A 12,984-nucleotide genomic window follows, 5' to 3' on the forward strand; every position below is an offset into this window, starting at 1 on the left:
CGCATGAAGCCCGGCCGGTTCGGTCGGTGGAGCTTGTTCGCTCAGTGGAACTCGTACGGTCGCTGTGTTCCGTACGGTCAGTGGATTCCGGAGTCGGGATGTTCGGCGTCCCATTCCTGGCGTGCTCGCGCGATGGAGTCGCGGTGTTCCGCCGACCAGTCCGCGAGGGCTTTCACCAGATGCGTGAGGCTGTGGCCCGTCGCCGTGAGCTCGTACTCGACCTGCGGGGGCACCGTCGGATACACCGTTCGGGAGACCAGCCCGTCCCGTTCCAGCCGGCGCACGGTGAGAGTCAGCATCCGCTGCGAGATACCAGGGATCGCGCGCTGGAGCTGCCGGAAACGGCGTACGCCCTGGGCCAGTTCGACCACGACCAGGACGGACCACTTGTCCCCGATCCGGTCGAGCACCTCGCGGATCCCGCAGTCCTCGTGCTCGTCCCCGCAGCTGACGACGGGTTGGCCGGTTACCTCTGTGTGCCCCACCGACATCAATGTGCCTCCTTACGCTCCGTGTTGCGAAACCGCAGGATGGTCAGGGTTACCGAAGAGAACCTACCCGAACGGGGAGACCCTGATGATTCTGGTCACTGGTGCCGCGGGCGCCCTGGGCACGCTTGTCGCCGGGCAGCTGGCCGACCGTGACGACGTCGTCCTCGGTAGTCGCGAACTCCGGCGGACCGAGGCCCGGTTGCCCGTGCGGCGCATCGATTTCGACGATCCCGACACCCTCGCCAAGGGTTTCGAGGGCGTGGAAGTGCTGTTGATGATCTCCGCGGGCTACGGCGAGGACGACGCCGTCATCGCCCGGCACGGCGCCGCCATCGACGCCGCGGAACGGGCGGGCGTGGGCCACGTCGTCTATACGAGTCTGACCGCCGACGGTGACCATCTCCCGTACGCCCTCCCGCACCGCTGGACCGAGCGCCGGCTCCGGGAGAGCGGCATGGACTGGACGATCCTGCGCAACGGCCTCTACGCGGAGTTGCTGGCCTGGCTCGCCGCGCCGTCGGAGGACGGGCGGATCAGGGCTCCGCTCGGCGACGGGCGGCTGGCGGCCGTCGCGCGCGCGGACCTGGCCGATGCCGCGGTACGGGTGGCGCTGGACGCTCCCGCCCATGCGGGGCGCGTCCATGAACTCGTCGGAGAACAGGCCGTCGGCGGCACCGACCTGGCACGGGCACACGGCCCCCATGTCACCTACGAGCCGGAGACACTCGCCGAGGCCCGCACCCGCATCGCCGCCTCCGGGGCCGAGCCGTTCCAGGTGCCGATGCTGGTCGGCACCTACTCCGCCATCGCTGCCGGATTCATGACCCGCACCGGCGGCGATCTGCGCCGACTGCTGGGGCGCGCACCCCGCTCTCCGCTCGCGGCGGCGGTCGCGTAGGCAACGCCCCCGACGGTCCCGGGTTCGACATCGGCGGGCCCCGCCTTCGCCGAAGGCGGGGCCTCGTCGTATCCCGTCTCCCGGATTCGGATCACGGTGACGGGGGAGTGGCGGTCGGTGCCGACCAGGACGGCAGGTGTTAGAGAACGCCGCTGCTCTCGATGACGATGCTCGTGCTCGGCGTGCCGCTGCGGCTGCCGTAGCCCTCGATCTTCTTGACGAGGTCGAGGCCCTCGGTGACCTCGCCGAAGACGACGTGCTTGCCGTCCAGCCAGTCGGTCACCACGGTGGTGATGAAGAACTGGGAGCCGTTGGTGTTCGGTCCCGCGTTGGCCATCGACAGCAGGCCGGGCTTGGTGTGCTTGAGCTGGAAGTTCTCGTCGGCGAACTTCTCGCCGTAGATGCTCTTGCCGCCGGTGCCGTCACCCCTGGTGAAGTCACCGCCCTGGAGCATGAACTGGGGGATGATGCGGTGGAACGCGGAACCGGCGTAGCCGAACCCCTTCTCGCCGGTCGCCAGCGCGCGGAAGTTCTCCACGGTCTTGGGCACGACGTCGTCGTACAGATCGAAGACGATCCGCCCCGCGGACTCGTTGCCGATACGGATGTCGAAGTAAACCTTTGTCGTCATGCCGTCAGTCTGGCATTTCCCCTGTGTGCTGCTTACCCATGGGCCCCTATACGGCCCCTATACGGCCCTGATCCATCCCCGAGACCTTGAACACGGTCATCGCCGTCTCCCGGTCGATCCGTTCCGAAACGCGGCGAAGCGCCGTCGCCCCGCAGGTCAGGGAGCCGCGCAGGGCGGAGGCGCGGGCGTCCTCGTCCAGGCGGTGCCACAGCGGGGGGTTGGCGACCAGGACTCGGGGGTCGATCTCGACCGAGGCGCCGGAGGTGTCGCGCAGCACGAGGCGCTGGGCGACGCCGTCCAGGCAGCGGACCGAGACCAGCTGGTCGGTGCGGACACGGCGGGTGCGCAGCAGGCCGCGGGAGGAGAGCCAGCCCTCGCCGGCGGCGACGCGGGTGGGGTGGAGTACGAGGTACAGCAGCAGCGCGAGCGTCACCCACAGGGTGGCCCGCGGCGGTGTGAGGGTGCCCGCTCCCCGGTCGATCACCAGGAGCAGGGCGAGGAGTGCGGCGGACCAGCGGATCGAGCTGCGCAGGTCCTGGGCCCAGAGGCGGTCGTGCGCCACCTCGGTGGGGGGTGGTGATGCGGGTGCGTCGACCGTGGCGCGCGTGTCGTCGCGGCGTTCCGTACGGCGTTCCATACGACCGACGGTAGGCACCCGGGAGGCCGGGGGCAGCACCCCTTGACGGGACTCTGATGGGCGGGCGCGTCAAGGATCCGACAGGGGCCGGGGAGCTCTGCCACCTGGACACGGAGGACCGCGTCACGCGGTGCGCCGGGACCCGGATCCGGAGGTCTGCCGGTTCCGCTTCCGCCTCATCCGAAACACCGGCGTAAGGGATGCGTCAAAGGCGTGCCGCGCCCCGTATGGGAGCCGTCAACGGTGGCCGAATCCGGTCGGAGAGGAGCTTTCCTCTAGTAGTCCGTTCAATCACGAACCTCATCTAGGAGCTCACGATGGCCGACGTGGCCTTCGTCGTCACCACGATCGCGGTGTTCGCGCTGGTGGCCCTCGTCGCCAAGGGGGTGACGAAGCTGTGACCGCCGAGAACGTTGTCGGCCTGATCGTGGCCGTCGCCCTGCTGGGCTATCTCATCCTCGCCCTCGTCTTCCCGGAGAGGTTCTGAGCACTGTTATGGGACCCGTCCTCGCCGGCGTGCTCCAGATGGTCGCTCTCATAGCGGCCCTGGCACTCGCCTACCGTCCCCTCGGCGACTACATGGCCAAGGTCTACTCCTCCGACAAGCACCTGCGCGTCGAGAAGTGGATCTACAAGGGAATCGGCGCCAACCCGAACACCGAGATGCGCTGGCCCGCGTACCTGCGCAGCGTCCTCGCCTTCTCGGCGGTCGGCGTCCTCTTTCTGTACGTCCTCCAGCGCGTCCAGGGCATCCTGCCCGGCTCGCTCGGCTTCTCCTCCATCGACCCGGACCAGGCGTTCAACACCGCCGCGTCCTTCGTGTCGAACACCAACTGGCAGTCGTACTACGGCGAGCAGGCCATGGGCCACGTCGTGCAGACCGGCGGTCTGGCGGTGCAGAACTTCGTCTCCGCCGCGGTCGGTATCGCCGTCGCGGTGGCGCTCGTACGGGGATTCGCGCGATCCCGCACCGGTGAACTCGGCAACTTCTGGGCCGACATGGTGCGCGGTGTCATCCGCATCCTGCTGCCCATCGCGGTGATCGCCGCGATCGTCCTGGTCGCGTGCGGCGCCATCCAGAACTTCGCCGGCATCCACTCGGTCGGCCAGTTCATGGGCGGCTCGCAGGAGTGGAACGGCGGCGCGGTCGCCTCCCAGGAGGCCATCAAGGAGCTGGGCACCAACGGCGGCGGTTACTTCAACGCCAACTCGGCCCACCCCTTCGAGAACCCCACCCCGTTCTCGAACCTCTTCGAGATCTTCCTGCTCCTGCTGATCCCGTTCGCGCTCACCCGGACCTTCGGCCGGATGGTCGGCTCGCTCAGGCAGGGTTACGCGATCCTCGCCACGATGGTCACCATCTGGATCGGCTTCACGGCCCTCATGATGTGGACCGAGTTCGCCCACCACGGCCCCGCCTTCGACATCGCCGGCGGTGCGATGGAGGGCAAGGAGACCCGCTTCGGAGTCGGCGGTTCCTCCATCTTCGCGGTGGCGACCACACTGACGTCGACCGGCGCGGTGAACTCCTTCCACTCCTCGTTCACCGGTCTCGGCGGCGGCATCACCATGCTGGGCATGCAGCTCGGCGAGATCGCACCCGGTGGCACCGGCTCGGGCCTCTACGGAATGCTGATCATGGCGATCATCGCGGTGTTCATCGCCGGTCTGATGGTCGGCCGTACGCCCGAGTACCTGGGCAAGAAGATCGGCACCCGTCAGATCAAGTTCGCCGCCTGCTACATCCTCATCACCCCGGCCCTTGTGCTCGTCTTCGCCGCCGCGGCGATGGCCTTGCCCACCCCGGGCAACTCGATGACCAACAGTGGGGCGCACGGCTTCTCCGAGATCCTGTACGCCTACACCTCCGCGGCGAACAACAACGGCTCGGCCTTCGCCGGTCTGAACGCGGATACGCAGTGGTTCAACAGCACCCTCGGTCTCTGCATGCTCCTGGGCCGCTTCCTGCCGATGGTGTTCGTGCTGGCCCTGGCCGGTTCGCTCGCCGAGCAGAAGCCGGTGCCCGCGACCGCGGGCACGCTGCGCACCGAGAAACCGCTGTTCACCGGCCTGTTGGTGGGAGCGATCCTGATCATCACCGGTCTGACCTACTTCCCGGCGCTCGCGCTGGGTCCGCTGGCCGAGGGGCTGGCGTCATGAGCACCCGCACAGACGAACAAGAGGACGCCGTGTCCACTACGACCCCGACCCGGGCGCCGCACAGCGATGTGCCGACCGGCCACAAGGACGAAAGCAAGGTCGGCGCGGGTCTCTTCGACCCGAAGCAGCTGCTCAAGTCGCTGCCGGACGCCTGCCGCAAGCTCGACCCGCGGGTGATGGTCAAGTCACCTGTCATGTTCGTGGTGCTCGTCGGCTCGGTGCTGACGACCGTCTTCTCCTTCAAGGACCCGGGCGACTGGTTCGGCTGGGCGATCAGCGCCTGGCTGTGGCTGACCGTCATCTTCGCCAACCTGGCGGAGGCGGTGGCCGAGGGCCGTGGCAAGGCGCAGGCGGACACCCTGCGCAAGGCCAAGACCGACACGGTGGCCCGGCGGCTCAACGGCTCCGCGGAAGAGCAGGTGCCCGGCACCGAGCTGCGCGTCGGCGACCTGGTCGTCTGCGAGGCGGGCGACATCATCCCCGGCGACGGTGACGTCGTCGAGGGTGTCGCGTCCGTCGACGAGTCGGCCATCACCGGCGAGTCGGCCCCCGTCATCCGCGAGTCCGGCGGCGACCGCAGTGCCGTCACCGGCGGTACGAAGGTCCTCTCCGACCGCATCGTCATCAAGATCACGACGAAGCCGGGCGAGACCTTCATCGACCGCATGATCGCCCTGGTCGAGGGCGCCGCCCGGCAGAAGACGCCCAACGAGATCGCGCTGAACATCCTGCTCGCCTCGCTGACGATCGTCTTCCTGCTCGCCGTCGCCACCCTGCCGCCGTTCGCGGACTACGCGGGTACGCATCTGACGATGGTCGTGCTGGTCGCGTTGCTCGTCTGCCTGATCCCGACCACCATCGGCGCGCTGCTCTCCGCGATCGGTATCGCGGGCATGGACCGGCTGGTGCAGAGGAACGTACTGGCCATGTCCGGAAGGGCAGTTGAGGCGGCGGGTGACGTGTCGACCCTGCTCCTCGACAAGACCGGCACCATCACCCTCGGCAACCGACAGGCCTCCGAGTTCGTGCCGGTGACCGGCACCACCGACGCCGAGGTCGCCGACGCCGCCCAGCTCTCCTCGCTGGCCGACGAGACGCCCGAGGGCCGCTCCATCGTCGTACTGGCGAAGGAGAAGTACGGGCTGCGCGAGCGTCACCAGGGCGAGCTGGCCGGTGCCGAATGGATCGCCTTCACCGCCCAGACCCGGATGTCGGGGGTGGACGTCGACGGGCGCAGGATCCGCAAGGGCGCGGCCGGTTCGGTCGTCTCCTGGGTGCGGGAGCGGGGCGGCGAGGTGTCCGAGGACGCCGACACGCTCGCCAACCGGATCTCCGAGGCCGGCGGCACGCCGCTGCTCGTGGCCGTCGAAGACACCGAGGGCGCCCGGGTGTTGGGCGTCATCCACCTCAAGGACGTCGTCAAGGACGGCATGCGCGAGCGGTTCGACGAGCTGCGCCGCATGGGCATCAAGACCGTCATGATCACGGGCGACAACCCGCTGACGGCCAAGGCGATCGCGGACGAGGCGGGCGTCGACGACTTCCTCGCGGAGGCGACTCCCGAGGACAAGATGGCGCTCATCAAGCGTGAGCAGGCCGGCGGCAAGCTCGTCGCGATGACCGGTGACGGTACGAACGACGCTCCGGCGCTGGCGCAGGCCGACGTGGGCGTGGCCATGAACACCGGTACCTCGGCCGCCAAGGAGGCCGGGAACATGGTGGACCTGGACTCCAACCCCACCAAGCTCATCGAGATCGTGGAGATCGGCAAGCAACTGCTGATCACCCGGGGCGCGTTGACGACGTTCTCCATCGCCAACGACGTCGCGAAGTACTTCGCGATCATTCCGGCGCTGTTCGCGGCGGTCTACCCGGGCCTGGACAAGCTCAACATCATGGACCTGTCCTCGCCCGACTCCGCGATCCTGTCCGCGGTCGTCTTCAACGCGCTGATCATCATCGCGCTGGTCCCGCTCGCCCTGCGGGGTGTGCAGTACCGGCCGGTGAGCGCGGACCGCCTGCTGCGGCGCAACCTGGGGATCTACGGGCTCGGCGGGCTCATCGCCCCGTTCATCGGCATCAAGCTCATTGACCTGGTCATCTCCCTGATCCCCGGAATCGGTTGATCCTCATGAACAACTCCGTCACGAACACCGCCCGGTTGCTGGGAGCGGGCCTGCGCGCCCTGCTCGTCCTGACCGTGATCTGCGGGGTGCTCTACCCGCTGGCGATCACGGGTGTCGCGCAGGGACTGTTCCCCGGCAAGGCGAACGGCTCGGAGATCAAGTCTGAAGGCAAGGTCGTCGGCTCCTCGCTGATCGGCCAACAGGGCTACAGCCTCGACTACTTCCAGCCGCGGCCCGCCAACGGGCTTGGGGCGAACTCCGTCAACACCCAGTACAAGCTGATCCTGTCCGGCGCGACCAACCGTTCGGGTGACAACGCCGACCTGATCAAGTGGGTCACGGAGGCGAAGGCCAAGGTCGTCAAGGACAACTCGGTGCCCGGCTACACGGTCAAGCCCTCCGACGTACCCGCCGACGCGGTGACGTCCTCCGGCTCGGGCCTGGACCCGGCGATCTCCCCGCAGTACGCCGACATCCAGGTGCACCGCGTCGCGGAGAAGAACGACCTCCCCGTCGCCGAGGTGCAGAAGCTCGTCGACGAGCACGCCGACGGCCGCACGCTCGGCTTCATCGGCGAGCCCACCGTCAACGTCCTCGAACTCAACATCGCACTCAAGGAACTTGTGGCCAAGAGCTGATGGACTCACGCGCGTTACGCGGGAGTTGGCGCCGGAGGAAACCCCGGGATACGCCAACTCCCGCACCACTCGCGACAGTCGCTGTCCGGCGTACGACGTGAAAGGCACACACCGATGACCCGGGTGCTGGTGGTGGAGGACGACCCACAGCTCGTACGGGCGCTCGTGATCAACATGCAGGCACGTGGGTACGGGGTCGACGCGGCCCCCGACGGTGCCACCGCGCTCCGGCTCGCGGCCGTGCGCCGGCCCGACGTGGTCGTACTGGATCTGGGGCTGCCCGACATGGACGGCACGGACGTCATCAAGGCCCTGCGTGGCTGGACGCGTGTACCGATCCTGGTGCTCTCCGCGCGCCGGGCCTCCGACGAGAAGGTCGCGGCCCTCGACGCGGGCGCCGACGACTACATCACCAAACCGTTCAGCATGGACGAACTCCTTGCCCGGCTGCGCGCCGCCGTCCGCCGCACGGACTCCGTGCCCGTCGCCACCGAGACCGTCCTCGTCACCACCGACGAGTTCACCGTCGACCTGGTCGCCAAGAAGGCCGGCCGCGGGGGCCGCGACGTACGCCTCACCCCCACCGAATGGCACCTGCTGGAGATCCTGGTCTGCAACCCCGGCCGGCTCATCACACAGCGCCGGCTCCTCCAGGAGGTCTGGGGCGCCTCCCACAGCAACAAGGCCAACTACCTGCGGGTCTACATGGCCCAACTACGGCGCAAACTCGAAGCGGATCCCTCACACCCCCGCTATCTGATCACCGAGCCCGGGATGGGCTACCGCTTCGATCCCTGAGCGGGCGCGGGCGGTGCCCGGGTTGGCGCAGCTTGATTCGCCCCCTCCGCCCCTACCCATTCCCGTCCCTTGGGGGCTCCGCCCCCAAACCCCCGCTCCTCAAACGCCGGAGAGGCTGAACACCTTCAGCCCGTCCGGCGATTGAGGACGAGGCCGTCCAGGCCGACAGCGGGGGTCTGGGGGCGGAGCCCCCAGGTACGGGACGGGTAGGGGCGGAGGGGGCGAAAAAACCCCTCACGCCCGCCCCGACTCCGGCAGCACCAGCCGGAACGTGCAACCCTCCCCGGGCGCGGTGTCCAGCTCCAGTCGGCCCCCGTGCCCCTGGGCGATGGCCGCGGCGATGGCGAGGCCGAGGCCGCTGCCGCCCTGGTCGTGGGCGCGGGAGCGGGAGCGGTCGACGCGGTAGAAGCGTTCGAAGACGCGCTGGGCGTCTTCGGGGGCGAGGCCCGGGCCGGCGTCGGCGACTTCGAGGATGCCGACGGGGGTGCCGTCGGGGAGGGGTGGGGACGCGCTGGTGCGCCCCGGGCGGTCGGCGCCGCCGGTGTCCGGGGCGACCCGGGCGGTGCCGACGCGGACGTGGACGGGGGTACCCGCGGGAGTGTGGACGCGCGCGTTGGACAGCAGGTTCTCGACGACCTGGCGGAGACGGTGCGGGTCGCCGAGGGCCTCCACGAGCTCCAGTTCCTCCTCGTCCTTCGAGTCGCGCAGTGGCCCAAGGTCGATCGGCCGCTCCGAGTCCCCCAGCGCCGCCGCGCTCACCGCGTCGGCGGCCAGGGACAGCAGGTCGACGGATTCACGCCCGTGCGAGGGCCCGTACGACGGCTCCTGGTCGAGTTTGGCGAGGAGTTGGAGGTCGTCGACGAGGAGGCCCATGCGCTCGGCGTTCTGGGCGATGAGCCGGTTCGCCTCGCGGCGGCCCGCCGGGGACTGCTGCTCGTGGCGGAGCGCCAGCTCGGCGAAGCCCTGGATCGCGGTGAGCGGTGTACGCAGTTCGTGCCCGGCGTCGGCGACGAAGCGGCGCAGCCGGGCCTCGGAGGTCTCGCGCTCGCGCAGGGCGCCCTGGAGCCGTTCGAGCATGGTGTTGAGGACGCGGCCGAGCCGCCCAGTCTCGGTGCGCGCGCCGGTGTCGGGCAGCCGCAGGTCGAGGTCGCCGTCGGTGATGTCCTGGGCGGTGCGTTCCATGCGGGTGAGGGGGAGCAGCCCGAGGCGTACGACCCAGCGGCCGAGGAGCACGACGCCGGTGACGGTGAGGGCGAGCAGTGCCCCGTCCACGTAGAGGATCTTGGAGGTGGCGCCGTCGATGGTGGCCAGCGGCAGCGCGACGACCGCCTTCATGCCGTCGGGGCCCTCGCGCAGGACGACCCGCCAGCGGCCGCCGCCGATGTCGGCGGACACCGTGGCGAGCTGCCCCACGGACAGGCCGAGGCCCTCGACGGTGGACGCCAGTTCGGGCTTGGTCGGCTGCTCGTAGTCGCCGAGCGAGGCGCTCAGGAGGCGGCCGTCGGAGTCGTAGAAGAAGACCCGGAAGTCGGAGGGCAGCGCCCCGGGTGTGGTGAACCTGCTCGGGAATCCCTTGTCGCTCACCGCGTCCTGGTACGCCTTCCTGGGCGTACTGAAGTGGGCGAGCTGCTCGTCGAGCCCGTCCATCAGCCAGGAACGCATCACGACGAAGCCGACGATCTCGGCGGCCAGCACCGCGGTGGTGGCGAGGACGGCGAGACCGAGGACGAGCCTGCCCCGCAGGGAGACGGGCCGTTTCACCGCTCGGCGGCGTCGGCGGACTGAGGAGCCTGCTCGCGCTCGTGCTCGCGAGGCAGCCGCAGGGAGTAGCCGATCCCGCGCACCGTGTGGATCAGCGGCGGCTCGACGCAGTCGATCTTCTTGCGCAGGTACTTCACGTACGTCTCGACGATCCGCACGTCCCCGGCGAAGTCGTACCCCCACACGTGCTGCACGATCTGCGCCCTGGTCAGCACCCGGTTGGCGTTCGCCATCAGGTAGGCGAGCAGATGGAACTCGGTCGGCGACAGCGGCACGTACCGCTCCGCGCGGTGCACCTCGTACGCCCGCTCGTCGAGCCGCAGGTCGGCGAAGAGCAGGATGCTCTCGTCGTCCTCGTCCGCCTCGCCGGACGGCGGTTCCTCCGCGCCGGTGCGGCGCAGGATCGCCTGGATCCGCAGCAGCACCTCGTCGAGGCTGAAGGGCTTGGTGACGTAGTCGTCGCCGCCGGCCCGCAGCCCGTCGATGCGGTCGGACAGGTCGGTGCGCGCGGTCAGGAACAGTACGGGGGTGTTCTTGCCGCCCGCCCGCATCGCCCGGGTCACCTCGAAGCCGTCCAGGTCGGGCAGCATCACGTCGAGCAGCACCAGATCGGGGCCGAACCTCTCGATCTCGAGCAGCGCGGCACCGCCGGACATCACGCTGCTCACCTCGTAGCCGCTGAGCCGCAGGGTGGACTCCAGCAGGGCACGGATGCTCGGCTCGTCCTCGACGACAAGGAGCCGGTGGGGGGTGTGGGGCTCGGTGTGCTCGGCCATGGCGCCGACTCTCCACTCTCTTCATGAGTGTTTGCTTGGGGAAGCCTGGGGGTTGGCTGAGAGTGGCCCATGCGCGGGCCCGGGCCTGTGGAGGCCCCGGAGATGCGGAGGCCCCGGACTCCTCCACTGAGGGAGTCCGGGGGCCGCCCCGTGTCTGACTGAGACCCGGCTCCTGATGAGACCTGGCTCCACGAGGTGCTCCGCACGTTAGGCGCGGCATGTGGGAGATTCCGGGATGTGTGCTGGGAGGTGCTTGTGTAACGGGCCCGTGCAACCGGCCCCCTGGTCCCTCACGTGATGCTGAGCGCCAGGCAGAAGTCCACCCGGTCGCGCAGGGTGGACAGGCTGTGGCCGGTGAGCTGTTCGACGCGTTGGAGCCGGTAGCGCAGGGTGTTGACGTGCACGTGGAGCTGCTCGGCGCAGCGGTGCCAGGAGCCCGAGGCGTCGAGGAAGGCGGCCAGGGTGCCCATGAGGTCACTGCCGTGCTCGGCGTCGTACCGCTCCACGACCCCGATGAGCCGCTCGCGGTAGAGCCTGCGTACGTCCTCGGGGACGGCGGCGAGCAGCATCAGGTACGAGGACAGGTCGTCGCCCGTCGCGGTGCGGACGGTGCCCGTGCCCAGGCAGGCGATGCGGTGGGCGTGCCGCGCCTCGTCGAGGGAGCGGCGCAGCCCGGCCGCTCCGGTGGCCGGTCCGCCGATGCCGAGGGCGGCCCAGCCGTGGACGAGGAGCGGGGTGAGGCCTGCGGCGGCGCTTTGGAGGTGGTCTTCGAGGCGCTCGGCCGTCTGGGGGTGGTCTTCGAGGCGCTCGGCCGTCTGGGGGTGGTCGTCGAGGCGCTCTGCCGAGTGGTCTCCGGTGCGGTCGTCGAGGCGGGTCGGGACTTCGCCCGGCACCAGCATCACGTAGCCGTCGTCCTCGGCGACCGGCGTGGAGCAGCCGGGTATCCGGTCGAAGACGTCCTCCAGGACCACCGCCGCGAGCTCGGCGCCGTACGGACTGCCGGTCGTGGTGACGTAGACGCAGGTCAGCGGAGTGTCCGGGGTGAGGCCGAGGCTGCGCAGGCGCCCCTCGGCCGCATCCGTCCGCCCCTCCCTCACGAGGGTGAGCGACTCGCGCAGGAAGCGTTCCTCGATGCGGCGGCTTTCCTGGCGGGCCACCCGGTCCATCGCGAGGAGCGCGCACACTTCGGAGGCGGCGTCCGCGACTCCCGGCGCCCAGTCGCGGAAGTCGCCGGAGGCGGCGAGGTAGGCGGCGGGCGGGCGCCTGGCGACCGGCGACTGTACGGGGAAGAAGGTCAAGTGGCCGCCGCCGGGCACCGGTTGTACGGAGGGGAAGGCGCCCGCGGCGAGCGCCTCGCGGTGCGCCCGGTCCAGGTGGTGGCCGGTCACCTCGGGTACGCCGCCCGCGGTGGCGCGACCGGTCGCGGACAGCACCGCGCACCACACGCCGGTGGCCCGCGCGAACACCTCGACAAGACCCTCGGGCCCGGCCCCGGACGCCATGCTCGCGACCAGGCCGCGGTGCAGGTCCGCGCCCGGTGAGCGGCGGGCCGGGCCGGCGAGCGCGGCGAGGACGGTCTCGGTCAGCGCCGCGTACGACACGTCGTCGCCGACCGTGAAGAGGGCGAGTCCGTGCCGCTCGCAGGCCTGTGCCAGCGCGTCCGGCAGGGTGCCGATGCCCGCGGTCCCGGCGACCAGCGCGGCGGCGCCCGCACCCGCGAGCGCGGCGACGAACGTGTCGGCGTCGCGCGGCTCGCGGTACCAGGTGGTGGAGGTGAGGACGAGTTCCCCGCCGTCGAGGTAGCGGCCGGGATCGGGGAGGTCGGTGGTGTAGACGCCGCGGATGTGCGGGGTGCGGGGGGCGCCGGGCGCGAGGGGTCCGGCGGTCCCGGCGGTCCCGACAGGGACGAGGCCGAGGCGCGGTATGGCGAGGAGTTCGGTCAGCAGCATCGGTGGTCGTCGTCCCCTTCGGTGCTTGTTCGGTGCTTGTTACGAGCGTGCACACCGGCGGGCACGGGGTTTGGAGAACAGTACAGGCGGAGGGGGCCGAGGACGCCTGTCGTCTGTAG

Annotated in this window: 12 protein-coding genes; 6 read left to right on the forward strand and 6 right to left on the reverse strand. The window is 70.0% G+C overall.

All coding sequences use genetic code 11. From position 1 onward, the window contains the following. Nucleotides 1-77 precede the first annotated feature (77 nt). Nucleotides 78-491 carry a helix-turn-helix domain-containing protein gene (locus tag OG219_RS27440; RefSeq protein WP_266830781.1) on the reverse strand — a complete coding sequence of 138 codons (414 nt, stop codon included), beginning with the start codon at nucleotides 489-491 and terminating at the stop codon, nucleotides 78-80. A gap of 85 nt (nucleotides 492-576) precedes the next feature. On the opposite strand from OG219_RS27440, the gene OG219_RS27445 reads away from it, so the two are divergent. Beyond that, nucleotides 577-1,389 carry an NAD(P)H-binding protein gene (locus OG219_RS27445; RefSeq protein ID WP_266830783.1) on the forward strand — a complete coding sequence of 271 codons (813 nt, stop codon included), beginning with the start codon at nucleotides 577-579 and terminating at the stop codon, nucleotides 1,387-1,389. 139 nt (nucleotides 1,390-1,528) lie between these two features. On the opposite strand, the gene OG219_RS27450 is transcribed toward OG219_RS27445, so the two are convergent. Together OG219_RS27450 and OG219_RS27455 are read right to left on the reverse strand one after the other, a co-directional pair. Further along, nucleotides 1,529-2,020, reverse strand: coding sequence for a peptidylprolyl isomerase (locus OG219_RS27450; RefSeq protein ID WP_266830785.1), 492 nt, complete (start codon nucleotides 2,018-2,020; stop codon nucleotides 1,529-1,531). 46 nt (nucleotides 2,021-2,066) lie between these two features. Continuing rightward, nucleotides 2,067-2,657, reverse strand: a complete 591-nt coding sequence (locus tag OG219_RS27455) for a hypothetical protein (protein ID WP_266830787.1) — start codon at nucleotides 2,655-2,657, stop codon at nucleotides 2,067-2,069. A gap of 397 nt (nucleotides 2,658-3,054) precedes the next feature. Here OG219_RS27455 and kdpF point away from each other — a divergent pair, with 397 nt between their 5' ends. The 5 genes from kdpF (at nucleotide 3,055) to OG219_RS27480 (ending at nucleotide 8,379) form a co-directional block, all read left to right on the forward strand. Beyond that, entirely contained in the window at nucleotides 3,055-3,144 is a 90-nt protein-coding gene (gene kdpF, locus OG219_RS27460) for a K(+)-transporting ATPase subunit F (RefSeq protein ID WP_266830789.1), read from the forward strand. An 8-nt stretch (nucleotides 3,145-3,152) separates the two neighbouring features. Continuing rightward, entirely contained in the window at nucleotides 3,153-4,817 is a 1,665-nt protein-coding gene (gene kdpA / locus OG219_RS27465; RefSeq protein WP_266830791.1) for a potassium-transporting ATPase subunit KdpA, read from the forward strand. Next, the gene (kdpB, locus tag OG219_RS27470; RefSeq protein ID WP_266830793.1) at nucleotides 4,814-6,943 is read left to right on the forward strand and encodes a potassium-transporting ATPase subunit KdpB; all 2,130 of its coding nucleotides are present in this window, start codon (nucleotides 4,814-4,816) and stop codon (nucleotides 6,941-6,943) included. Before kdpA ends, kdpB begins: the two co-directional genes overlap by 4 nt. Nucleotides 6,944-6,948: 5 nt before the next feature. Further along, entirely contained in the window at nucleotides 6,949-7,581 is a 633-nt protein-coding gene (locus OG219_RS27475; protein ID WP_266830795.1) for a potassium-transporting ATPase subunit C, read from the forward strand. A 114-nt stretch (nucleotides 7,582-7,695) separates the two neighbouring features. Then, entirely contained in the window at nucleotides 7,696-8,379 is a 684-nt protein-coding gene (locus OG219_RS27480; protein WP_266830797.1) for a response regulator, read from the forward strand. A gap of 234 nt (nucleotides 8,380-8,613) precedes the next feature. Here OG219_RS27480 and OG219_RS27485 read toward each other — a convergent pair whose 3' ends face one another. The 3 genes from OG219_RS27485 to OG219_RS27495 all read right to left on the reverse strand — a co-directional run bounded on the left by OG219_RS27485 (nucleotide 8,614) and on the right by OG219_RS27495 (nucleotide 12,865). After that, on the reverse strand, nucleotides 8,614-10,140 hold the full coding sequence (locus tag OG219_RS27485) for a HAMP domain-containing sensor histidine kinase (RefSeq protein ID WP_266830799.1): 1,527 nt from the start codon (nucleotides 10,138-10,140) through the stop codon (nucleotides 8,614-8,616). Continuing rightward, a complete protein-coding gene (locus OG219_RS27490) occupies nucleotides 10,137-10,916 on the reverse strand; it encodes a response regulator transcription factor (protein WP_266830801.1) in 780 nt (259 codons plus the stop codon). Before OG219_RS27490 ends, OG219_RS27485 begins: the two co-directional genes overlap by 4 nt. 290 nt (nucleotides 10,917-11,206) lie before the next feature. Beyond that, the gene (locus OG219_RS27495) at nucleotides 11,207-12,865 is read right to left on the reverse strand and encodes a helix-turn-helix domain-containing protein (protein WP_266830803.1); all 1,659 of its coding nucleotides are present in this window, start codon (nucleotides 12,863-12,865) and stop codon (nucleotides 11,207-11,209) included. Between the last annotated feature and the right edge of the window lie 119 nt (nucleotides 12,866-12,984).

The organism is Streptomyces sp. NBC_00038, assembly GCF_026343635.1.
Taxonomy (GTDB): domain Bacteria; phylum Actinomycetota; class Actinomycetes; order Streptomycetales; family Streptomycetaceae; genus Streptomyces.

Bases quoted from the DNA above. Each gene is read 5' to 3' on its own strand.
- kdpB (WP_266830793.1), top strand. From the start codon at position 4,814: ATGAGCACCCGCACAGACGAACAAGAGGACGCCGTGTCCACTACGACC.
- kdpA (WP_266830791.1), top strand. From the start codon at position 3,153: ATGGGACCCGTCCTCGCCGGCGTGCTCCAGATGGTCGCTCTCATAGCG.
- OG219_RS27480 (WP_266830797.1), top strand. From the start codon at position 7,696: ATGACCCGGGTGCTGGTGGTGGAGGACGACCCACAGCTCGTACGGGCG.
- OG219_RS27475 (WP_266830795.1), top strand. From the start codon at position 6,949: ATGAACAACTCCGTCACGAACACCGCCCGGTTGCTGGGAGCGGGCCTG.
- OG219_RS27445 (WP_266830783.1), top strand. From the start codon at position 577: ATGATTCTGGTCACTGGTGCCGCGGGCGCCCTGGGCACGCTTGTCGCC.
- OG219_RS27495 (WP_266830803.1), bottom strand. From the start codon at position 12,865: ATGCTGCTGACCGAACTCCTCGCCATACCGCGCCTCGGCCTCGTCCCT.
- OG219_RS27440 (WP_266830781.1), bottom strand. From the start codon at position 491: ATGTCGGTGGGGCACACAGAGGTAACCGGCCAACCCGTCGTCAGCTGC.
- OG219_RS27450 (WP_266830785.1), bottom strand. From the start codon at position 2,020: ATGACGACAAAGGTTTACTTCGACATCCGTATCGGCAACGAGTCCGCG.
- OG219_RS27455 (WP_266830787.1), bottom strand. From the start codon at position 2,657: ATGGAACGCCGTACGGAACGCCGCGACGACACGCGCGCCACGGTCGAC.
- OG219_RS27490 (WP_266830801.1), bottom strand. From the start codon at position 10,916: ATGGCCGAGCACACCGAGCCCCACACCCCCCACCGGCTCCTTGTCGTC.